This is a genomic window from Holospora undulata HU1, assembly GCF_000388175.3.
GTDB lineage: Bacteria > Pseudomonadota > Alphaproteobacteria > Holosporales > Holosporaceae > Holospora > Holospora undulata_A.
The window spans coordinates 1-19,823 of sequence record NZ_ARPM03000132.1; the positions used below are offsets into that span (position 1 = coordinate 1).

General features: G+C 38.4%; 31 protein-coding genes. 21 read left to right on the plus strand and 10 right to left on the minus strand.

The genetic code is table 11. The features are described from left to right. Positions 1 to 296 precede the first annotated feature (296 nt). Entirely contained in the window at positions 297 to 413 is a 117-nt protein-coding gene (locus K737_RS08895; RefSeq protein WP_235075675.1) for an IS630 transposase-related protein, read from the minus strand. A gap of 426 nt (positions 414 to 839) precedes the next feature. On the opposite strand from K737_RS08895, the gene K737_RS03370 reads away from it, so the two are divergent. Beyond that, on the plus strand, positions 840 to 1,547 hold the full coding sequence (locus tag K737_RS03370; protein WP_235075676.1) for a diphosphomevalonate/mevalonate 3,5-bisphosphate decarboxylase family protein: 708 nt from the start codon (positions 840 to 842) through the stop codon (positions 1,545 to 1,547). Here K737_RS03370 and K737_RS03375 read toward each other — a convergent pair. The 9 genes from K737_RS03375 to K737_RS03415 all read right to left on the minus strand — a co-directional run bounded on the left by K737_RS03375 (position 1,532) and on the right by K737_RS03415 (position 8,021). Then, positions 1,532 to 2,125, minus strand: coding sequence for an alpha/beta fold hydrolase (locus tag K737_RS03375; RefSeq protein WP_006301205.1), 594 nt, complete (start codon positions 2,123 to 2,125; stop codon positions 1,532 to 1,534). The two genes, K737_RS03370 and K737_RS03375, sit on opposite strands and share 16 nt — an antisense overlap. Before the next feature lie 40 nt (positions 2,126 to 2,165). Continuing rightward, entirely contained in the window at positions 2,166 to 2,906 is a 741-nt protein-coding gene (locus K737_RS03380) for a cyclase family protein (RefSeq protein WP_006301206.1), read from the minus strand. After that, on the minus strand, positions 2,903 to 3,340 hold the full coding sequence (locus K737_RS03385; RefSeq protein WP_006301207.1) for a VOC family protein: 438 nt from the start codon (positions 3,338 to 3,340) through the stop codon (positions 2,903 to 2,905). Before K737_RS03385 ends, K737_RS03380 begins: the two co-directional genes overlap by 4 nt. Then, positions 3,324 to 4,349 (minus strand): GNAT family N-acetyltransferase, encoded by a 1,026-nt coding sequence (locus K737_RS03390; protein ID WP_006301208.1) that lies wholly within the window; start codon positions 4,347 to 4,349, stop codon positions 3,324 to 3,326. The genes K737_RS03385 and K737_RS03390 overlap by 17 nt, the downstream gene beginning before the upstream one ends. Next, positions 4,346 to 5,293 carry a GNAT family N-acetyltransferase gene (locus K737_RS03395; RefSeq protein WP_006301209.1) on the minus strand — a complete coding sequence of 316 codons (948 nt, stop codon included), beginning with the start codon at positions 5,291 to 5,293 and terminating at the stop codon, positions 4,346 to 4,348. The genes K737_RS03390 and K737_RS03395 overlap by 4 nt, the downstream gene beginning before the upstream one ends. Then, positions 5,286 to 5,726 carry an NUDIX domain-containing protein gene (locus tag K737_RS03400; RefSeq protein WP_006301210.1) on the minus strand — a complete coding sequence of 147 codons (441 nt, stop codon included), beginning with the start codon at positions 5,724 to 5,726 and terminating at the stop codon, positions 5,286 to 5,288. Before K737_RS03400 ends, K737_RS03395 begins: the two co-directional genes overlap by 8 nt. Beyond that, positions 5,723 to 6,208 (minus strand): hypothetical protein, encoded by a 486-nt coding sequence (locus K737_RS03405; RefSeq protein ID WP_023490921.1) that lies wholly within the window; start codon positions 6,206 to 6,208, stop codon positions 5,723 to 5,725. Before K737_RS03405 ends, K737_RS03400 begins: the two co-directional genes overlap by 4 nt. Positions 6,209 to 6,333: 125 nt before the next feature. Then, on the minus strand, positions 6,334 to 7,098 hold the full coding sequence (locus K737_RS03410) for an SDR family NAD(P)-dependent oxidoreductase (protein WP_023490923.1): 765 nt from the start codon (positions 7,096 to 7,098) through the stop codon (positions 6,334 to 6,336). Beyond that, a complete protein-coding gene (locus K737_RS03415; protein WP_235075677.1) occupies positions 7,095 to 8,021 on the minus strand; it encodes an SDR family NAD(P)-dependent oxidoreductase in 927 nt (308 codons plus the stop codon). Before K737_RS03415 ends, K737_RS03410 begins: the two co-directional genes overlap by 4 nt. Positions 8,022 to 8,138: 117 nt before the next feature. On the opposite strand from K737_RS03415, the gene K737_RS03420 reads away from it, so the two are divergent. The 20 genes from K737_RS03420 to K737_RS03520 form a co-directional block, all read left to right on the plus strand. Continuing rightward, positions 8,139 to 8,606: a MarR family winged helix-turn-helix transcriptional regulator gene (locus tag K737_RS03420; protein WP_052567446.1), complete on the plus strand. Its 468-nt coding sequence runs from the start codon at positions 8,139 to 8,141 to the stop codon at positions 8,604 to 8,606. A 7-nt stretch (positions 8,607 to 8,613) separates the two neighbouring features. Next, entirely contained in the window at positions 8,614 to 9,048 is a 435-nt protein-coding gene (locus tag K737_RS03425) for an IS1096 element passenger TnpR family protein (protein WP_006293438.1), read from the plus strand. Between the two features lies 1 nt (position 9,049). Further along, the gene (locus K737_RS10530; protein ID WP_268743855.1) at positions 9,050 to 9,754 is read left to right on the plus strand and encodes a YciI family protein; all 705 of its coding nucleotides are present in this window, start codon (positions 9,050 to 9,052) and stop codon (positions 9,752 to 9,754) included. Further along, entirely contained in the window at positions 9,751 to 10,239 is a 489-nt protein-coding gene (locus K737_RS03435) for an NUDIX domain-containing protein (protein ID WP_006293395.1), read from the plus strand. Before K737_RS10530 ends, K737_RS03435 begins: the two co-directional genes overlap by 4 nt. A gap of 6 nt (positions 10,240 to 10,245) precedes the next feature. After that, positions 10,246 to 10,647, plus strand: a complete 402-nt coding sequence (locus K737_RS03440) for an NUDIX domain-containing protein (RefSeq protein ID WP_006293411.1) — start codon at positions 10,246 to 10,248, stop codon at positions 10,645 to 10,647. Continuing rightward, the gene (locus tag K737_RS03445; RefSeq protein ID WP_006293413.1) at positions 10,644 to 11,204 is read left to right on the plus strand and encodes a hypothetical protein; all 561 of its coding nucleotides are present in this window, start codon (positions 10,644 to 10,646) and stop codon (positions 11,202 to 11,204) included. Before K737_RS03440 ends, K737_RS03445 begins: the two co-directional genes overlap by 4 nt. A 2-nt stretch (positions 11,205 to 11,206) precedes the next feature. After that, entirely contained in the window at positions 11,207 to 11,566 is a 360-nt protein-coding gene (locus K737_RS03450) for a hypothetical protein (protein ID WP_024161422.1), read from the plus strand. Beyond that, complete coding sequence (locus K737_RS03455) at positions 11,563 to 12,051, plus strand: NUDIX domain-containing protein (RefSeq protein ID WP_006293395.1); 489 nt, start codon at positions 11,563 to 11,565, stop codon at positions 12,049 to 12,051. The genes K737_RS03450 and K737_RS03455 overlap by 4 nt, the downstream gene beginning before the upstream one ends. A gap of 131 nt (positions 12,052 to 12,182) precedes the next feature. Beyond that, positions 12,183 to 12,620, plus strand: coding sequence for an NUDIX domain-containing protein (locus tag K737_RS08010; protein ID WP_200863604.1), 438 nt, complete (start codon positions 12,183 to 12,185; stop codon positions 12,618 to 12,620). Then, entirely contained in the window at positions 12,617 to 13,087 is a 471-nt protein-coding gene (locus K737_RS03465) for a GNAT family N-acetyltransferase (RefSeq protein WP_023490928.1), read from the plus strand. Before K737_RS08010 ends, K737_RS03465 begins: the two co-directional genes overlap by 4 nt. Beyond that, positions 13,084 to 14,637, plus strand: a complete 1,554-nt coding sequence (locus K737_RS10535; RefSeq protein WP_006292861.1) for a GNAT family N-acetyltransferase — start codon at positions 13,084 to 13,086, stop codon at positions 14,635 to 14,637. The genes K737_RS03465 and K737_RS10535 overlap by 4 nt, the downstream gene beginning before the upstream one ends. Next, the gene (locus K737_RS03480; RefSeq protein WP_006292863.1) at positions 14,634 to 15,167 is read left to right on the plus strand and encodes a GNAT family N-acetyltransferase; all 534 of its coding nucleotides are present in this window, start codon (positions 14,634 to 14,636) and stop codon (positions 15,165 to 15,167) included. The genes K737_RS10535 and K737_RS03480 overlap by 4 nt, the downstream gene beginning before the upstream one ends. After that, entirely contained in the window at positions 15,100 to 15,567 is a 468-nt protein-coding gene (locus K737_RS03485; protein ID WP_035574995.1) for a GNAT family N-acetyltransferase, read from the plus strand. The genes K737_RS03480 and K737_RS03485 overlap by 68 nt, the downstream gene beginning before the upstream one ends. A 30-nt stretch (positions 15,568 to 15,597) precedes the next feature. After that, the gene (locus K737_RS03490; RefSeq protein WP_075260342.1) at positions 15,598 to 16,221 is read left to right on the plus strand and encodes a class I SAM-dependent methyltransferase; all 624 of its coding nucleotides are present in this window, start codon (positions 15,598 to 15,600) and stop codon (positions 16,219 to 16,221) included. 80 nt (positions 16,222 to 16,301) lie between these two features. Continuing rightward, positions 16,302 to 17,216, plus strand: coding sequence for an aminoglycoside phosphotransferase family protein (locus K737_RS03495; RefSeq protein WP_006303717.1), 915 nt, complete (start codon positions 16,302 to 16,304; stop codon positions 17,214 to 17,216). Next, on the plus strand, positions 17,209 to 17,961 hold the full coding sequence (locus K737_RS03500) for a class I SAM-dependent methyltransferase (RefSeq protein WP_006303718.1): 753 nt from the start codon (positions 17,209 to 17,211) through the stop codon (positions 17,959 to 17,961). Before K737_RS03495 ends, K737_RS03500 begins: the two co-directional genes overlap by 8 nt. Continuing rightward, entirely contained in the window at positions 17,945 to 18,370 is a 426-nt protein-coding gene (locus tag K737_RS03505; protein WP_006303719.1) for a GNAT family N-acetyltransferase, read from the plus strand. Before K737_RS03500 ends, K737_RS03505 begins: the two co-directional genes overlap by 17 nt. Beyond that, positions 18,367 to 18,603: a hypothetical protein gene (locus tag K737_RS03510; protein WP_006303720.1), complete on the plus strand. Its 237-nt coding sequence runs from the start codon at positions 18,367 to 18,369 to the stop codon at positions 18,601 to 18,603. Before K737_RS03505 ends, K737_RS03510 begins: the two co-directional genes overlap by 4 nt. After that, positions 18,548 to 19,426, plus strand: coding sequence for a serine hydrolase domain-containing protein (locus K737_RS03515; RefSeq protein WP_006303721.1), 879 nt, complete (start codon positions 18,548 to 18,550; stop codon positions 19,424 to 19,426). Before K737_RS03510 ends, K737_RS03515 begins: the two co-directional genes overlap by 56 nt. Beyond that, positions 19,416 to 19,823 (plus strand): TspO/MBR family protein (locus K737_RS03520; protein WP_006291683.1); only part of this gene is annotated, 408 nt, incomplete at its 3' end. The genes K737_RS03515 and K737_RS03520, both read left to right, overlap by 11 nt.

The following is a 19,823-nucleotide window of genomic DNA, read 5'->3' on the forward strand; positions in this document are numbered from 1 at the left end:
CAAGGTCTCTTAAACCCCATTGGTGCTATTTGGCGTTTTATTAACCAAACCGGCAATACTATTTGTTTTTTGATACTATTTCCCACTCTTTTTTCCAACCAACTTTTCACTTTTTCTGCCCCAGCCTTCTGTCTTTGCACATAGCCATATCAATGCCGCTTTCATCAATATATACAAGACTTGGATACACTATATCTTGATCGATTTTTTATAATGACTTCGCTTTTATTTATTTCGCTTTTCTTTGCTTGCTTCTAAGTGCGAAAAGTTTTTTTTAAAGCTATAGCCTAATCTTTTTAACCAGTACCTGAGTGTATCCCCAAATTCTTGAGCAGCTTTTTCAAGGTCATATCTTGGTTTTCTTTGATGTACTCTTCAAGCTTCTCTAAGTCAATCTTTTTTTTCTGAGCCACAAGCACGCCTCTTAGGAAAACACTTGCCTTCTTGTCTGTATTTTCTATACCAATTTTTATGCTACATGACTATCGCTGATACACTTATTTTAAATGGTTGCGATGCTTCAATACCCCGCCCCCTCATCTAAATTTACCCTTTGTCTTAAATCGTTGCTGTAGCTCTTTGTCATTTTCCTTTTATTTTAACAAAAAAATTACACCTAATTCAACCTAAATTACTATAGTATGGATTTGGAGCTTGCAAGATTACGGAATTACGGTTAGTATGACTGGTAAAGGTCGTTCGAATGACAATGCGAATATTGAGAGGTTATGGCGTTCTAAATAATCTAATTTTATTTTAGTAGATTTAAGATAAATAGTCTCTCTATTTTATAGGGTTTTGGTCTAGTCAATTAGGGTCAGTTCATTATGTGCTGGTTTGTGAAACTTTCACTTGGCAATATAAAGGTTGTAATAACAAAAATGGTAAAATATCTGTTTTATAAAATAAGTTTTATTTTGATAATGTTATTATGCGCCTCAGCGTTTGGAGCTAATAATAAAAAATTAACCAAAGAAGATATAATCCAGCAACTCTTACCAAAAACGCCACAGCAAATGAAGCAAAGCGGTTATGGCAAGGCCCCTATAAATATTGCGCTATGCAAATATTGGGGCAAGAGGAATAAAGAATTAAACCTACCACAAACATCTAGTATCTCTATTGCTTTGCCATATTATACAACTACAACTATTTCCATTGCCCAAGACAAAGATAGGATATTTTTAAATGGCAAAGAAGTGTCACTTGATAGTGAATTTGGTCGACGAACTATAGATTTTTTAAACTTAATCAGACAAAATAAAAATATATTCCTTAAAATAGAAACGAATAACGATTTACCAACTTCTGCCGGCCTTGCTTCTTCAGCTTCAGGCTTTGCTGCATTTGTTATTGCCCTAAATGATATATTTAATTGGAATTTAACAAATGAGAAATTATCTATTTTAGCTCGTATGGGGAGTGGGAGCGCAGCACGATCAATTCCACCAGGTTTTGTATATTGGCAAGCAGGAAAAAAAGCAGATGGTACAGATAGTTATGCTACTGAAATGTATTGGCACTTGCCACCTCAGCATAATTTTTGAATTTCATCCTTGATTTTCGAACTTCCTCGATCACTCAAATTTATGTGCCGAGCACCTTTCACATAAATAACTTGAACACCAGACTCAGGCACGCCCCCTTCATTTGGCTCATCATCTGAAGCTCCAAAACGCAAAATCTCTAATTTCGGATTTCTTGGGAAAGGATACCTTCTGCTATCAAGGGAAATAATCTTTGATAGCCTATCTGGATAAAGCGTAGCAAACATCATAGAGATATCGCCGCCGTTAGAATGGCCTATTAAAATCACCTTACTGAAGTCCAACTGTGGCTCTATCTTTTGCAATTCATTTATCACAAACAAAATGTTTTGAGCTCCACGTTCCCAAAAAGGCTTTCTTCTTTCCCACAAAGTTCCTGTTTTAGGGCGCACGTCGGTAATGAGATCATGCTGTATACTCAGAACAAAATATCCATGTGCAGCCAAAGCTTGTGCGATAAACGAATATTCAGTATTTTTGATCTGATAGCCATGGCTGATGATCACCACAGACTTATTTATCTTTTTCCCTTGATAAATAACCACAGGGACATTTCTGTCTCGAGCTTTGTCAAACATATCAAGTTTTTGCTTTCCAAAGCATAAGCATTACTAAAAGCTATGCAAGAGAATATGATGGCAAGCAATAAGTTAAATCTAGATTGCATTTCACCCCTCTTTCAATTAATCCAACGAGTCTTATCGGCGCTTCTGCACCATCTTTAATTTTAATGGGCAGGACCATAACAAAGCTGCCTATTGACGGCATATTATCTAAATTTGCTACATTTTCTATGATTACCTTATCCGCACCCAAAAAGGTTTTGTGTACCTTAAAGCCATCTTCTGGTCGATCAGGCGAAAGTGTATCAATGCCAAGGGCGCTCACGCCTCGTTCAAGTAAAAGTGAGGCTGCTTCAGAAGATACGGATGGGAATACATGGTTGTTATGGTATTTTAAAGGCTCGTGCCAAAATTTGCTCCAGCCGGTTTTAACCATCACGCATGAGCCTTTTGGAATAACTCCATACTTGCTTTCGAAAACATCTACATCTTCGGCGCTGAAACTATAACGTTCATGGCATTGATCCGATACATCAATCACCACGCACGGCATGATCAAATCATTAACATCAAAATCATGGATGAATCTCCCGCCAGGAATACAGTGACTTGGCGCATCCATATGCGTGCCGATCCCAGCATGCATTTTAACTTTCATCACGCGGAATTTATCTTCGCCTTGGCAATCAGAATAATCTATATGCACATCGTGATTAAACCCGCACCCACCATTCCAGGTAGGGATAGTGCTATCAAGTGCGTGGGTTAGATCGATGATTTTGTAGGGGAAAGTCATCGGGCACTCTCTTCTAGATGACCATTGTCATCTTTCGGTCCAGGCCAGAAAAATGGGTTATATGCGATCTCCCATAAATGTCCGTCAAGGTCAGTAAAATATCCAGAAAATCCACCCCATTTAGTTTTTTGAGCTTGCTTTACAATATTAGCACCGGCGTTTTTAGCTTGCTCTAAGATATCTGTAACCTGATTTTCGTTTTCAACATTATGCGCTAGTGTGATCCCTCTAAAACCAGAAGATGCAACATATATTTGCGCATCTTTAGCTAACAATTCCCATGGATAAAGCGATAACCAGCTGCCGTTAAGCATGAAAAAGCTGATATTGCCTTCAAAATCCATTTTTGTAAACCCAAGCCCTTCTTTATAGAATCTTGTGGCCTTGGTTAAGTCTTTTGTTCCTAAAGTAATAATATTAATTCTTGGCTTCATTTTTTAACTCCTGTTTTAATTTCTTCGTAAACCACAGCACCAAGTCATCATCAAGCGGATAGCTATTGCCAGGTATTGCTGGTTGGTAATTGTATGTAACACCTTTGCCGTCAGGGATATAGCCGCGCTTTATATAAAGTCTTTGAGCTGGTCCATATCCACCATCTGCGCCTGCATAAAGACCAACACCGATGCCGACAACTTTACTTCTTGTTGCAGCTTCTTTTTCCGCTGTATCAAGCAGTAAGGAGCCAATACCAATTTTGCGATAGGCCGGCAATACGTTTAAATCCATAACCTCCGGTATCTTTTTTGCCTTAAATGACGAATATTGCGATTTCCATTTTAAGGTTACGTAAGCGGCAAATTGATCATAGACGTGAGCCACCCAAACGAGTCGCTCACCCGCTTCTTGCTCCTTTAAATATTCTTCGAAAGATGATGGCGGTTTATTCCAACCTATTGCCTTGAAAGCTTCAGATATAACTACAATATCTTCTCTTATAAGGGGACGTATTAATACGTCATTTGTTCTGTTTTCACAAAGATCATCCAGGCTTTTGAGCATATAAACCATATTCCATTCATAGCCTTGAGGTTTTAAATTGAATAGTGGAGCAAAACCTAAGGATTTGTAGAAGTGGTATGTTTTCAGATAATTTTCATCTGTTTCCTCTGGCGATAAAGTTTCGACAGAAATTGTTTTAGCGCCTCTATTTTTGGCCTGCTTAAAAGCTTCGTCAGATAAGAGTTTTCCTATGCCCGTTCGGTGGTACCCTCGTAAAATACCCATCCAATAAATATTGGCATTTTCAAGATAAGGAAAATCTATTGAAATAAGACCAACATATTCTTCACCTATGCATGCCGCCAGATTGAGCCGAGAGCGGACCCCAACAGCATAATGTTCATTGACTTCAGGTAAACCAAAGTACTCCGGCAAATCAGCTGTAATTTTGCGGCAGAGTCCTTCAGCCAAGTCTGGTGTAATTATTTTAATCTTTATCATAACACCTTACCCACCGGAACATCATTTGGGTCAGATTCGTGACCTTCTGGATCATCAAATGGCACTTCTGTATAGCCGTTTTTGAGATAGAACCATAAGCTGGTTTGTCTAGATTCAGCATGGATGCTTTTAACACCTGAACTTTTTAACCATTTCTCTATAAGCGTCAAAAACCTGCTTCCAAAGCTTTGATTTCGCCTATTCTCATCAGTGGTAATAATACGAATTGCAGCTCTTTTATCAGGCCAGAACTGAATATGGGCGTAAGCAACGATCTCTGTGCCTTGATACAAAACAAGATGGGCATGCTTTTCATGGTTAAAGGTCCATGTGTAAGGATCTTCTATGCCGTGGGGACCAAAGAAATAAGTGTCCCTGAAATGTTTGGCTGCAGCCCATTCTGTGTTGTCGTTACATTTCAGCATGCGAATTCTGTTAAATCCGGCTTCTCTCAAAACTTCCCTAATAAAATCCCCTTTACGGAGTGTGTAATTCGTAAAAGGTGAATTTTCTTTGGTAAATGATGATTCATCTTGAATTAGCTCTTCTTTGAGCTTTGCGTAATCATCCAGTTTGTTTGGGTGATTTCGCAAGCAATCCCGGAAACACAGGTTTAATTCGATTTCCGGATGAAATTCCTCATATACATGGAGATTAAGATCGATATCTCCTCGTTTACTAAAGCCATAGTGCAATGGGATATTGTATTCACCACGATACTGAATTCCTATTTTTCCCAGTTGATCTCGAGCTAACAAGGGATCTTGCACAACAGCGATCATGTCTATCTTAGGTTTGGCCGCTAAACCCGGTACCGCCGTTGAACCAATATGGTGAATTGCTAAACAATTACCACCCAAGGCTTGCCCGATAAGCTTCGCCTCTTTTTCATAAATATGAGACCAATTTGGGTCATAGGGAACGACTTGGATTTCTTTAGACATTTCTAAACTCTACATAACGTTGATTGTTAAAATAGCTTTTGATGCCAAAAGCCACTCCTGGGATCATGGGCTCTGGTAACTTATATGGATCAAACCACCCTAGAGAATCCTGCTTTGAAGGCTCTAAATTTGTCGGTTCTTGAGCGTCGCCCAAATCACTAACAAAAAACAGTTCTAATGCATAAAATTTTTTCATAAAATCAAAATAATCTTTTTCTATAAGGAAAACTGTTGTTTCTAAAGTCACATCCTGAAGCTTAATCCCGATTTCTTCTTTGGCTTCACGAATAATGGCTTCTTTTGGTGATTCACCTGCCTCAATACTTCCTGTCACGCAATGCCAGTGAGAGGCCCAGATTTTGTTAGTCGGGCTTCTTCTCGTTAATAGAATTTTGCTATCTTTTCTTAAAATTAAATGTGGTATTATCATCATGATGATTTTGCAACCTTCAAATATTTATACGTAAACGTGAGTGCCCGTCCTATAAAATAGCCAGAAAATAATCCACTTATTACACTTTCAATAATAGAGTATTTAAGGAACAAGTCTGGATCTGTCGACTTTAAATAGCCAAAATAATATTTAACAAGAAAAAAGGAAATCAATACTATAAGCGTTCCATAACCTCCAGGCACTTCAATTGAACATTCTTTTTTTATAACCTTTAATGTATTTCCTGTGTTTATAAAGAAGCTTGCTATGCTGCCTCCCATAATTACAAGACAAAATACCAAAGCATCATCTGAAAGAAGCGTTTTATACTTAATAGCCAGCAATATTAATGGAATGATAAAGAGCTTGGGCAGATAAATAACCCTTGTTTTTATACTCTTAATGCCTACAAACAATAAATAGCATAATATAGCCCAGACGTATAATGGCGTTCCTTTAATGATGTGTACAAATTCATTCATAACTCTTTCCTCATAAAACTCTTAATGCCTACAAACAATAAATAGCATAATATAGCCCAGACGTATAATGGCGTTCCTTTAATGATGTGTACAAATTCATTCATAACTCTTTCCTCATAAAATTCTTACATCTTTTTTAAAATACGCATCACTAAACCAGCAGGCAAAACGCGCAAGATGTGGCTTATGAAGAAATAGAAAAGAGATGGGTAACCTCGTGATTTTTTTAGCTCAGAGAATTTACGCATATACTTCGCCATTTTTTCAGCACTCCATGTAAAGGGAAAGTTGCCTTTAAGACCACCTGTTGCCACGGGACCCGTATAAATGGACGAGAAGATCAAGTTTCTTCCGCAATAAGTGAGCGATAAACTCTCAAAAGCTTTTGAAATAGCTGCTTTTGATGCACAATAAGCACTCCCTGTAGGTGGTGCAAAAATTGCATTTACCGAACTTGTAACAATAAAGTGAGCACCGCCGCCCAGCAGGCATGGTTTTTCAAAAAATTCAACAAAGGCTAAAACGCCAAAGTAATTGACTGCCATAATGCGTTCATGTATTTCAACCGTAAACGCTTCAGGGTTTTCAATAACTTTTTCACCTGCGATACCTGCATTCAAGAAGAAAAGATTGGGACAAAGACCTTGATCAAGAATATTTTGGCAAGCTCTACGAATATCAGACTTGTCTGAAATATCGCATATAATAGGGATGAATGAGGACCCCATTTCATTTTTTATTGCATTCAGTTTCTCTACCCTGCGAGCTATTCCAACGACAATCCAATCTTTGGATATCAACTCCCGAGTCAATGCTTCGCCGATTCCAGAAGATGCACCTGTAACGAGAGCAATATTCTGTTTATTCATATTCTTTTCCTTCTCTATCACGATTTACCACCCCAAGAAATTCCGCCATCTATGGCGAAGGTAGCACCGGTGACATATTTAGAGGCGCTATTTGAAGCAAGGTATAGTATCAATCCATCAAGATAACTTGGCTCGGCTATAAATCCTGCAGGTATTTTATCTTTCCAGAAATTAGGGTCATGTTTGTTTGGAGAACCCAGCAAATCTGACTGAACCGGTCCTGGATTAATTGTATTAATTCTGATTTTATACTGCGATAGCTCAGTTACTAAAGATTTTGTCATATGTATGACTGCAGCTTTGCTTGCGGCATAAGCCGTTAGCTCTTTGTAAGGGAAGCTATCACCATTTACACTGCTGATATTAATAATCGATCCATTGATTTTATGGCTCTTCATATGATTTGCGACTGCTTTGGTGACATACCACACGCCCATTACGTTGGTTTGCATAACTCGCTCAAAATCGCCATTATCATCCTCTGAAAAAACAGGAGTCAAGGCCTCAGTCGCTGCGTTGTTTATGCAGATATCAATCTTTTCACCGGCTTCTTCCAGTGCAGCAAACGCTGCTTTTACTGATGCTGAGTTAGCGACATCCATCTGTATGGCTTTGCTGTTCTTAAGTTCCTTACTAAAAGCATTAAGTTTATCAATATCGCGACTAGCTAAAATTACTCGCGCACCAGCTTTGTTTAAAATAATGGCGAATTGTTTACCTAAGCCTTGGGATGCTCCTGTGATGATAGCCGTTTTACCATTCAAATTAAAAAGCATTGCCAGTGAATTAATTGTCTTACCAGATGCCATAGTCGTATTGCCGCTCCAAATAAATATAATAAGTAAAAAGCATTTTAAGAAGGTCCTCATATTCATCAAATCCAAAATTATTTTCTTGCCCCTTATGCGCAGCTTTATCTTGACGTACTTTGCTGTTTTATGCAAATATATTCTGTGTATAGACAGTATGTAACGCGTAAAATAACTGTTTAAAGGAGATCATTTGCATGCATCAACACCCATCTATTTCACCTTTCAACTCACTAACGGGAAAGTAAAGTCATGAAAAAGTCATTAAAAACAAACTGGATCAACATGAAGGAAGTGTCAGGGTTCTTGCTCTATTCTGCTTATTTTGCGTGGAAGCGCAAGATTGAAAGTACTCTTTTGCCTCATGATCTTACGCATGTTCAGTTTATGCTTTTGATGACATTAGGATTTTTGAAGAAAGATAAGTCTGATGTATCGCAAAATGACCTCGCAAAGTTTTTGAGTTTTGATGTAACCATGACCTCTCAGGTATTACGTGCCCTAGAGAAAAGAGGCTTACTCAAGCGCTCTCAAAAAGAAGGTGACGAACGGTCTAAATTTTCTGAGCTCACAGATGCCGGTGTAGCTAAAATACAAGGCGCAGCCAAGGATTTACTCAAGGCCGAAGAATCATTTTTTGTGAGCTTAGGGGAAAATAAGCAAGGCTTTGACGAACATTTACGCGGCATTTTACAACAACAAATAGCGGACGCGGCATGAGTAAAAAATGAAAAACAAAATTTATACGTTTAAAATATCTGTAGATAATAAAATTTTCAGGATCATAGAAATAAAAGGTGAAAAAAGCCTATATGACTTAGCAAATTTCATAGTGAAATCTTTTGATTTTGATATGGATCATGCATTTGGTTTTTACAATAACATTAAAGATTTATACAGCAGCGATGAAATTTATGAACTGTTTGCTGATATGGACGATTGCGACCCAAGTGAAAATGCGCAAGGAGTTAAGAAAACAAAAATTTACTCGGTGTTTGAGCCAAAAAAGAAAATGGCATTCTTATTTGATTATGGGGATGACTGGATTTTTCTAGTCGAATGCAAATCTATTGCAGAGCCTCTAGAAAAAACAAGGTATCCGCGTATTGTTGAAAAAGTTGGAAAATCACCAGAGCAATATCCTAATTATGACGAAGAATAATATGAGAAATGATAAAACCAATCTATTTGTAGTAATTTTGAGTTACAAGGTTCCATTGGAAAAAATTGACGCCTTTAGATCAGCTCATTTAGATTTTTTAAGCAATTACTATGCTAAGGATTTTTTTATTGCTTCTGGCCCTCAAATACCACGTAAAGGTGGGATAATAATTGCAAAATGTGATAGCAAAGATGTTTTGCAAACAATATTGAAACAGGACCCGTTTGCAGAAAAAAATCTAGCAACCTATGAGATAATCGAATTTTCTCCGACAAAATGGAGCAAGGAATTTGAAAGTATTGTATTTGCACAAAGACAAGAAGATGATCCGAACAAAATCCTCGATGAACTTAAATCAAGGGAGCCAATCTTTCATCATCCTGAAAAGTTTGGAAAAACAAAAGAAGATATTTCCAAACAAATATGTGATGAATTTTGGGAAGTTGGTGCATCAGGTAATGTCTACACCAAACAAGACGTTATAGAAACTCTGCTTGAGCGGTATAACGACCCAGATTATCAAGATATTTGGGAAGCAAAAGACTTTGAGCTCACCAAAATCGTGCCGGATAATTATTTACTGACATACTCCCTTATCCAAGACAAAACAAGAGCCACAAGAAGATCAACACTTTGGCGCAGAGTCAATGGTGATTGGAAGATACTCTATCATCAAGGAACTTTGATTGAGGAAGGTAGCGCATGAGTAAAAATAATATCCATGTTTTGAGTCGAGGCGTGATAATAGATCAAGGGCATATTCTCCTAGCGTATGATCCAAGACCGCACCCTAACCATTATTATGAATTAAATACTCCTTTTTATTATCTTCCTGGGGGGCATATTGATTTTCAAGAATCTGCATCCAATGCACTGATTCGCGAGATAAAAGAAGAAACAGGATTTGAAGCAGCAATAGAAAAATTTTTAGGAATTATTGAACATGCATGGAATTTTCCAGGGGATGAGGTCTGTTGTCATACGCACGAAATTAATTTGATTTATAAGCTCAGTATTACAGAGTTAAAATTTGGAGATAAGGTGCCACAAAAAGAAGAGCATGTTGCTTTCGAATGGCTACCAACTGACTCGCTATACGAGATCGATCTTCGTCCCTTACCACTTAAATCCGCTTTATCTAAATGGTTGGAAGGTACTAACGATAATATATTTTGGAGCACAATGAAATGAATAACCTTGCTTTGCAAAACACTTGACCTACCAATCAGTTTTTATTTTCTCCCAGGGGGGCATGTTGAGCATGGTGAATCGGTTGAAACATCGCTCCTTCGTGAATTAATAGAAGAAACTGGAGCTCATTGCAAAATCAAGAGATTTTTAGGATGTTTAGAATACAGCTTCGAACCAGGGCATAGCAGTATCTGTCACAACCATGAATATAATTTTATTTTTGAGGCTGAATCAGAATCTTTGAAAATTGAAAACAAAATACCGCAACTTGAAGCTCATATTGAATTAATTTGGGTACCCTTGCATCAAATATCTGAAATTGATTTTAGAGCTGAGCCCCTGCGAGAGCTTGTACCACAATGGTTAAAATACCCAGCTTCAGATGTATTTAGGAGCGTGATGATATGACACAACCAACAACCATCATCTATTTAACCGGCAAACCCGGAGTTGGAAAATACACCATCGCTAAGGAGTTGGCTGCAAATCATGGTTTTATCGTGTGCGATAATCAACTCATCAATAATCCTATTTTTGAGCTATTGCAATATGACGGATATGCCAAGATACCTGATTTTGCTTGGGAAGCGATTGGGAATATTAGAAGATGCGTTTTGACGTTTTTAGCCAAAGAAATCCATAACAGTTATGTTCTGACAAACAACCTATACGAAGATGCAGGCGATAAAGTCTGTTATGCAGAAGTGGTTTATATGGCAGAAGCAAGGGGCTCAATATTTGTGCCTGTCAGGCTTTTGATTGATCAAGATGAACATTTACGACGGGTTGTGGATCCAAAGAGGCGTAATCGATGGAAATCAATTGATCCGCAAGATGTGCACGATGAACCCCCACTTCTTTCCATCTCCCACCCTAATGTATTTTCGCTAAATGTTAGCAATTTAAGCCCGGAAGATGCTGCAGAAGCGATTATGAATCATATAAAAATACTAACTCAGAGGTGAATATGAAAACACTTAAACATACAACAGCAAAAGCCTCTTATTACAACACAAGGGCTGAGTGCTATGATGAATTTAATGAAAATAATTCGAAGGCCATCAATGCGCTTTTAGAGAAAATATTAAAAGAGCATCAGGTTGCTACCGTTCTTGATCTTACTTGCGGCACTGGTTCTCAAGTCTTTTGGCTGCAAGAAAAAGGCTTTGAGCTCACCAAAATCGTGCCGGATAATTATTTACTGACATACTCCCTTATCCAAGACAAAACAAGAGCCACAAGAAGATCAACACTTTGGCGCAGAGTCAATGGTGATTGGAAGATACTCTATCATCAAGGAACTTTGATTGAGGAAGGTAGCGCATGAGTAAAAATAATATCCATGTTTTGAGTCGAGGCGTGATAATAGATCAAGGGCATATTCTCCTAGCGTATGATCCAAGACCGCACCCTAACCATTATTATGAATTAAATACTCCTTTTTATTATCTTCCTGGGGGGCATATTGATTTTCAAGAATCTGCATCCAATGCACTGATTCGCGAGATAAAAGAAGAAACAGGATTTGAAGCAGCAATAGAAAAATTTTTAGGAATTATTGAACATGCATGGAATTTTCCAGGGGATGAGGTCTGTTGTCATACGCACGAAATTAATTTGATTTATAAGCTCAGTATTACAGAGTTAAAATTTGGAGATAAGGTGCCACAAAAAGAAGAGCATGTTGCTTTCGAATGGCTACCAACTGACTCGCTATACGAGATCGATCTTCGTCCCTTACCACTTAAATCCGCTTTATCTAAATGGTTGGAAGGTACTAACGATAATATATTTTGGAGCACAATGAAATGAATAACCTTGCTTTGCACAGTAACTCAATCCGGGATTACATCCACCATCTCATCGCTTCTATAACACCCTATGACGATGTTTAACACAAACATATTAATGATACGTGTCTTTGGATTGAAAGTGGCGAGCCTATTTTTCGGGTTCAAAAGCCTGATGTCCCAAATAAACATTTAGTATCTTATTTTGTACTCTTCGATGACGTTCATCAAAAAATACTCTTATGTGATCATAAGAAAGCTCTTCTTTGGCTCCCCTCTGGTGGGCATGTAGAAATTGATGAAGATCCAAAAACTACAGTTGAGCGGGAATGTTTAGAAGAACTTAACATTACAGCTGATTTTTGGTCACCACATCCACTCTTTTTAACCTCAACAGTAACTGTAGGTCTAACAGCGGGTCATACAGACGTAAGTTTATGGTACGTGCTCAAAGGTAATAGTCATAAAGCTTATGAATTTGATAAAGAGGAATTCAATGACATCCGTTGGTTTCATCTTGATGAGGTGCCTCACTCAAAATCAGATCCTCATATGGAACGTTTTATACAAAAATTCAAAGGTAATTTATGAAAAATCTCACCCACAGAAAAGCAAGAATTGCTGATTTACCACGTCTTGTAGAGCTGCTCTTAGAAGATGAACTAGGGAGCACAAGAGAATCAAAATCAGCTGCAGTGCATGAAAACTACATCAAAGCATTTTACAAAATCGATAGCGATCCAAACCAATATTTAATGGTCATAGAAAATGGTGATGAAATTCTTGGCACCTGCCACCTCACCATTATGCCATCACTCACTTTTATCGGCAGCACCCGTATGCAAATAGAAGCCGTAAGGGTCACAGGGAAATATAGAGGCCAGAAAATAGGATCTTGGATGTTTAATCAAGCGATTTCTTATGCCAAGGAAAATGATGTTTCTATTGTCCAGCTCACAACAAATAAAAAGCGATCACAAGCAAAACATTTTTATGAAACGCTTGGTTTCGAGGCAAGTCATGAAGGTATGAAATTATATTTGGAGCAAGTGGCATGAGCATTAATTTTGAAAAAGCCAATGTAAATCACGTTAATATTATTTTTGGTTGGCTTGCAGAGCCTTTTGTTCAGGAGTTTTGGGATAATACGCAAGGCCATAAAGACGATATTTTAAATTTTGTTAATGGCAGAAAAGAACCTTCGAATTATTGTGAAGGCAAGTATTTTTATTGGATAGCAAGCTGGAATCGCCACCCATTTGCAATGTTAATGACGATCCAAGAAACAGCTGAAGACCACATCGATGATATTAAATTAAGTCACCTTTCAAAAACCGGTAATACGTATGGCATCGATTACATGATTGGGGATAAAGATTATTTTGGCAAAGGCTATGGGGCCAAGACCTTATCGGAATTTCTTGATTTCTTCAGAAGAGAATTCGACGGATCAGCCGATACATTTATAATAGACCCTGCTAGTGATAATCCTAGAGCAGAGCATGTTTATATGAAAGCAGGTTTTGAGCATATTGCTGACTTTATAATGGGTGGAGATTGTAGCGGTGCCGGTAAGCCCCATCATTTATTGATTAGACGTTTTCTGTCTGCAAATAAGAATCACATCAAAGCAATTTGCCATCATTTTAATCTTGGGATACCAACTCAAGCGCCCACAAGAGTACACGGTGGCTTGCTGCATATCATGTGGCGTCTTGATACAGATAAAGGCTCCTATGCGATTAAGCGGCTATCTAAAGATATTGATTTGCAAAATGAGCAAGTCATTAAAAATTATGAATTGAGCGAGCAAATAGCTTCAAGTTTTATAGCTCAAAATATCCCTGGGGTATGCGCTCTCTCGCAATCTGATAAACATCTTTTAATTACAGATGAATATGGCTACCTTGTGTACCCTTGGGTTAACGCGAAAGCTTTAGATAAAGATGAAATTAACGAAGGTCAAGCATTATTCATTGCCAGAATACTTGCAAAAATGCATTTAATAAATCTCTGTATTGAAGGTATCGATCAACCTGAATTTGATATTCATGATAACAAACACATTACAAACTTAATTAAGCAGTCAACTCAAATGCGGCTTCCATTTGCTGACATTTTAAATTCCCATTTATCTACCCTTCTCGAAATTAATGAAAATTATTTGGGTTCAATTGAAATTCTTAAAAAACATACAGTCGTTGGACATGGTGACTTAGATCAAAAAAATGTTTTGTGGACTGGGAACAAGGAACCTCTATTAATTGATTGGGAATCGGCCCGTAAACTAAACCCCACATATGAAATTGTAAATGCTGCGTTAGATTGGTCGGGCGTGACAACCAATCTCAAGATCAATTTGTTCCATAAAATGCTTAAATCTTATTCGGAGTCCGGAGGTTTAATTGAAAAACGCATAATTGAAGCGGCGTTTTATGGGGTTATGGGAAATTGGATTAACTGGATGGTTTACAATATTAATCGGTCTATCAATCAAAGAGAACTTGAGCAAAAAAATATTGGGATAGAACAAGTCATGCAAGTATTGCCAACAATTTTAAGAGTAAAAACTTTGATGCCAGAATTAATAAGTGAGATAGCGTCATGATCAAGATCGAACTGCTTAAAAACCATCCCAGCACTATACCCGCACTTGCACACATTTGGCATGAAGTATTAGGTAAAATCTGGGTTCCTGATGTACCCGTTGAACGTGTTATCACAAGATTTGCAGATCACTTGAAGATCCACGCTTTGCCAATCACTTTTATTGCATTAGATGGCGATTTACCGGTTGGCATGTGCTCTTTGCGTGAAAATGATGGCATTCGTCCAGATCTTACTCCTTGGCTCGGTTCACTTGTCGTCGATCCAAAATATCAAAAGCAAGGCATAGGCAAGATGCTGATTGATGTGACTGTGCTGAAAGCAAAAGAGCTTGGTTTTGAAAAGCTGTACTTGTTTGCTTTTGATGATCCCACCATACCAGAATACTGCGAACGTCTTGGATGGAGGGAAATCGGTATGGATGAATTTAAATCTCATCCTGTAATCGTTATGGAGGCATTGTATGATCAAAATCGACCTTCTGAAAAATCATCCAGATGCTATACCAGCGCTTGCTCAAGTGTGGCATGACGTTTTAGGTAGAATTTGGTTTCCAGAGCTTACAATTCAAGAGATAGAGTTATTGACATATGATGAGCTCAATCACCCAGATGAAACAACTTCATTCGTTGCGTTGTGTGATGAAATTCCAGTAGGATTTTGCACATTGAAACTTAAGGAAGAGTTTTGTCCAGATTTAGGGCCGTGGCTTGCAGATGTAGTAGTAGCCTCGAAATATCAAAAACAGGGGATCGGCAAAATGCTGATTGACATCGCAGTCCTAAAAGCAAAAGAGCTTGGTTTTGAAAAGCTGTACTTGTTTGCTTTTGATCCCACCATACCAGAATACTACGAACGTCTTGGATGGAGGGAAATCGGTATGGATGAATTTAAATCCCATCCTGTAACCGTTATGGAGGTGGAGTTATGAACAGCTTAGCAGAGTTATAGCTCACCTTTAATTTATGAATCAGAATACGGTGGTTACACAGATGATTTCGATGTTTTTTGTAGCACCGTAACAAAAGGTGAAGCACTTGATATTGCTTGCGGTACAGGGCGTATTACACTTAGGCTTCCTGAAATTGGGTTAAAGTGCATTGGCATAGATACCAGCGATCCGATGCTTGGATTAGCTAAAGAAAAAGCACGAAACCATGGGCTTGATATTACGTATCTAAACGTAGATATGCGCAATTTTAACCTTAATAAAAAATTCGATCTACTAACAATGGCAGGCAACAGCTTCCAAGCTCTTCTTACAGAAAAAGACCAGTTTAGGTGCCTTTCTTCGATTACAATCCATATGCATGACAAAAGTTTATTCATCATGAACACACGCAATACAACCGATGATGAAATGCGTGACGCTCCACGATTTGAACATTGGCATGATTTCATTGATGATAAAAATCAGCTGGTTAAAGTGTATGGTATGCAAGTTTTTGATCCTAAAACAAACATTGTGAAATATACCACAAAACGATCATGGCAAAGTTTTGAAACTTTAACCAAGATTGAATTGAAATTTACCAACTTAACGAACCTGTCAAAAATTCTGAGGCAGTCTGGGCTTGAGATTTGAGAAATCTATGGGGATTTCATGAAGGCGCCCTTTGATTCACTGAAATCAAAGGATATCATTTTAATTTGTAAGAGAACACTATGACAACTGAATCTACTCCAACCCTTGATCTTGCGGGCAAACTCATAGCGGAGCAATTTCCAGAATACGCTAGTTTACCTATCGTTGATGTTGAGAAACAAGGACATGATAACCGCACCTATAGGCTTGGTGAGCATATGCTTATTCGTATGCCAACAGCTAAGACTTACGCTTTAAAAGTTCCAAAAGAGCAAGAACTACTGCCGCAATTAGCAAAACGTTTAAGCGTTAGCATTCCAGCTCCGATTAAAATGGGAAAGCCATCGGCAAATTATCCTTATCCATTTTCTATATATCAATGGTTGCCTGGAAAAAGTATCAACCTCCTGACGTTAACAACTCAAGACAAAGAACAACTTGCCTTTGATCTCGCCAAATTTTTAAAAGAGCTGCAAACAATTAATGATGTTGCAGGCCCTCCCGCCTTCGCTGGAGCTTCGGCGTGGTGCGAGCCGGGTCAGCACAACTGGTGGCGAGGTGATCATGTAAGTGTTTACGATAAAGGAGCGCGAGAACAGATCGCAGAGCTAGCTGAAATCATAGATGCAAGCAAAGCATTAGCTTTATGGGATAAGGCTTGTGCGACAATATGGAATAAGGCGCCAATATGGATTCATGGCGATTTTGCGATTGGCAATATACTGATGGATAGCGGCAAAATATCTGCCGTCATTGACTTTGGCGGTGCTGCGGTTGGAGATCCAGCGTGCGATCTTGTCATTGCATGGACGTATTTGAGCGGCAAAGCGCGTGGGATTTTTATTTCTGAAATGGATATGGATACTGATACATGGCTTCGTGCACGTGCCTGGGCATTGTGGAAAGCAACATTCGAACTGTGCCAGATAGCAGATAAGAATAGCCCTGAAGCTGGTTTACAAAAAAGAATTATTGATGAGGTTATAAATGGATAAAGCTTTAGACACCTACCTCAGCCTTTGCAGCGAGGTTTACGATTTAAGCAAGCCAAACCCACCGGAAGATGCCTATGCTTTTTATCGTGATTATGCCATGAACTCGAATGCTCCTATTTTAGAGCCAATGTGTGGCACAGGACGATTTTTACTGTCCTTACTTGAAGAAGGTTTCAATGTGCATGGCTTTGACGCCAGCGACCATATGCTTAAAGTCTTGCATGCTAAAGCCAAGGTTAAAAACCTAGAAGCCACGGTATGGAAAGGCTTTGTTGAAGATTTAAAACGTCCAGAAAAATACAATTTGATTTTTATTCCCAGTGGGTCTTTCTGTTTAATCATCAACCCTGTGCAGGTAGAGAAGTCACTTAAAGCCATTTATGACCACTTAGCTGACGGTGGTATATTCTTATTTGAAGCAGAAACTTTGCAAGCCGTTCCTAAAGAAGGTATATGGCGCGGTTCGGTATGGCCTAAACCAAATGGCCAAAAAATTATCCTAAGCCAGCTTGCAACGATGCAAGACGATATCTGTACCAGCCTTTGCAAATATGAACTGATGGAAGCGGGAAATATTATCCATACAGAAATTGAAGAGCTGAGAGTGAAAATTTATGACCAGGATCAGCTGATGGAAATCCTAAAATCCGCAGGCTTTAAACATATCAGAACGCTCAAAGCTTTTGATCAATCTTCAGAGCCTGCGAGCCTTGATGAGTCTATTATTTATGAATGCAGAAAATAAAATTACCATAAAATCCGTAAGCATTGATGATGCAAGGCTGCCTGCAGTTATTCATGACGCAATTGGGAATCCTTCGCCAGACAAAGTTCTAGAGGTGATTGGAAGCTATAAGAATTCAGATCATTCAATCACTGGGGCCTTTATAGGTAATATTCTTGTTGGAATTTTAGGCCTCTATAAAACAAGTGAGGTTATTACCATTCGCCACATCAGTGTACTGCAAGATTTTCAAAAACAAGGGATTGGAACGTTGCTTTTAGAAGAGGTAAAGAAACAGTATAAAGGCTGTAAGATTGTGGCTGAAACAGACACGGAATCAGTAGATTTTTATGCTAAATCAGGTTTTACCTGTCATGAGTTTAAAGGGCCATATGGGAATTTAAGATATGAGTGTGAGCTTAATCTATGAGTTTTAATGGAAATATCACAGCAATATCTGATGTGCACTATGTCGTTGAAGACCTTCTTTTGAAATTTCCTGACATTCATGGCAGTATTATTGTGGCAAAGCAGGACCAAGTTTTATATCACAAAAGTTTTGCATCCCATGGAAATATTAAAGCGGACAAAAATGCGCAATATCTGATTGCGTCGCTTACAAAAAATTTCACAAGCGCTGGCCGTTTTAAAGCTTTTATTTGAACATTTTGGTGATGACATATCAGATACTTTAAACAAGCCGTTATCAGATTTTTTATCCGAAGATCATCCTATCTGGCTAGGGGAAATGCCTGATTTTGCAAAAGTTATTACAATCCATCATCTTTTGAGTCATACGTCAGGGCTGGACGCTACTCATCAGCCATTGCTTTATTCTCCGGGAGAAAGATACCGCTATTCAAACCTTGGCTATATTCTCATTGGGCATATTATTCAATCTCTTACCACGGAGCCTATCGATTCTTACTATAAACGAGCTCTTTTTGATCCTGCAGGAATGCAAAATACATTTTTGGTGCTGGACGGAATACCTGCATCTTTACAAAATAACCCAGCTTTCAGCGCTCTTGTGCCTGGCTTTGAAAAAAACGGCGATCAAATTCAAAAGATTGCGGATAAACCTGACTTTTCAAAATTATTTACAGCAGGCGGCATTATTTCAACTCCAATCGATCTGGTAAAATGGCAGCATGCTTTATATCAGGGGCGTATCATTCCACTAAAATTGCTTCAGCTCATGACGCATCCAGTGATTGAAAAATCAGGATTTGCTTTTTATGACGGCGAAGGCTCTTTGTATGCTGGGTATGGAGTTGACGTCTTAGACAATGGAAGGGCAATGCTTTATCAGCATTGCGGTGGAACATCTGGCTATCAATCCAAAATTTCTTACGATCCAAAGACGCAAATTAGCATTATCAATTTATCCAATATTATGGAAGACAATCCTTCCATTTTTGCATTTACAAATCAGCTTAGTAATATGATATCAAGAATTAATGATGAGACAGAAGATGCAAAATAAAACCCGCTTCTCTTTAATCATCTGGATTGTGGCACTTATAGCGATTGGTGGAGCTATCGGCTCTCTAACCAAGCCAGAGATTAGCACTTGGTATAGCACGTTAAATCGCTCACCCCTGACACCGCCAAATTATGTATTTCCGGTTGCTTGGACTATCTTATACGGAATGATTGGCGCTTGCGGCTGGCTCATTTGGCGCACGTCTTCATTTCCTAAGCTAAGTGTTATCACAACATTATACGTAACTCAGCTCATTTTAAACTGGAGCTGGACACCTTTGTTTTTCCATTACCATTTAACCGGGATTTCTCTCGTAGTTTTGGTCGCTATGGATATTCTGGTCTGTGCGCTTATTTATCTGACTTACAAAAAAATGAAAGCGGTTTCGCTGCTGATG

Bases quoted from the DNA above. Each gene is read 5' to 3' on its own strand.
- K737_RS03375 (WP_006301205.1), bottom strand. From the start codon at position 2,125: ATGTTTGACAAAGCTCGAGACAGAAATGTCCCTGTGGTTATTTATCAA.
- K737_RS03380 (WP_006301206.1), bottom strand. From the start codon at position 2,906: ATGACTTTCCCCTACAAAATCATCGATCTAACCCACGCACTTGATAGC.
- K737_RS03385 (WP_006301207.1), bottom strand. From the start codon at position 3,340: ATGAAGCCAAGAATTAATATTATTACTTTAGGAACAAAAGACTTAACC.
- K737_RS03390 (WP_006301208.1), bottom strand. From the start codon at position 4,349: ATGATAAAGATTAAAATAATTACACCAGACTTGGCTGAAGGACTCTGC.
- K737_RS03395 (WP_006301209.1), bottom strand. From the start codon at position 5,293: ATGTCTAAAGAAATCCAAGTCGTTCCCTATGACCCAAATTGGTCTCAT.
- K737_RS03400 (WP_006301210.1), bottom strand. From the start codon at position 5,726: ATGATGATAATACCACATTTAATTTTAAGAAAAGATAGCAAAATTCTA.
- K737_RS03405 (WP_023490921.1), bottom strand. From the start codon at position 6,208: ATGAATGAATTTGTACACATCATTAAAGGAACGCCATTATACGTCTGG.
- K737_RS03420 (WP_052567446.1), top strand. From the start codon at position 8,139: ATGAAAAAGTCATTAAAAACAAACTGGATCAACATGAAGGAAGTGTCA.
- K737_RS03425 (WP_006293438.1), top strand. From the start codon at position 8,614: ATGAAAAACAAAATTTATACGTTTAAAATATCTGTAGATAATAAAATT.
- K737_RS10530 (WP_268743855.1), top strand. From the start codon at position 9,050: ATGAGAAATGATAAAACCAATCTATTTGTAGTAATTTTGAGTTACAAG.
- K737_RS03435 (WP_006293395.1), top strand. From the start codon at position 9,751: ATGAGTAAAAATAATATCCATGTTTTGAGTCGAGGCGTGATAATAGAT.
- K737_RS03445 (WP_006293413.1), top strand. From the start codon at position 10,644: ATGACACAACCAACAACCATCATCTATTTAACCGGCAAACCCGGAGTT.
- K737_RS03450 (WP_024161422.1), top strand. From the start codon at position 11,207: ATGAAAACACTTAAACATACAACAGCAAAAGCCTCTTATTACAACACA.
- K737_RS03455 (WP_006293395.1), top strand. From the start codon at position 11,563: ATGAGTAAAAATAATATCCATGTTTTGAGTCGAGGCGTGATAATAGAT.
- K737_RS03465 (WP_023490928.1), top strand. From the start codon at position 12,617: ATGAAAAATCTCACCCACAGAAAAGCAAGAATTGCTGATTTACCACGT.
- K737_RS10535 (WP_006292861.1), top strand. From the start codon at position 13,084: ATGAGCATTAATTTTGAAAAAGCCAATGTAAATCACGTTAATATTATT.
- K737_RS03480 (WP_006292863.1), top strand. From the start codon at position 14,634: ATGATCAAGATCGAACTGCTTAAAAACCATCCCAGCACTATACCCGCA.
- K737_RS03485 (WP_035574995.1), top strand. From the start codon at position 15,100: ATGATCAAAATCGACCTTCTGAAAAATCATCCAGATGCTATACCAGCG.
- K737_RS03495 (WP_006303717.1), top strand. From the start codon at position 16,302: ATGACAACTGAATCTACTCCAACCCTTGATCTTGCGGGCAAACTCATA.
- K737_RS03500 (WP_006303718.1), top strand. From the start codon at position 17,209: ATGGATAAAGCTTTAGACACCTACCTCAGCCTTTGCAGCGAGGTTTAC.
- K737_RS03505 (WP_006303719.1), top strand. From the start codon at position 17,945: ATGAATGCAGAAAATAAAATTACCATAAAATCCGTAAGCATTGATGAT.
- K737_RS03510 (WP_006303720.1), top strand. From the start codon at position 18,367: ATGAGTTTTAATGGAAATATCACAGCAATATCTGATGTGCACTATGTC.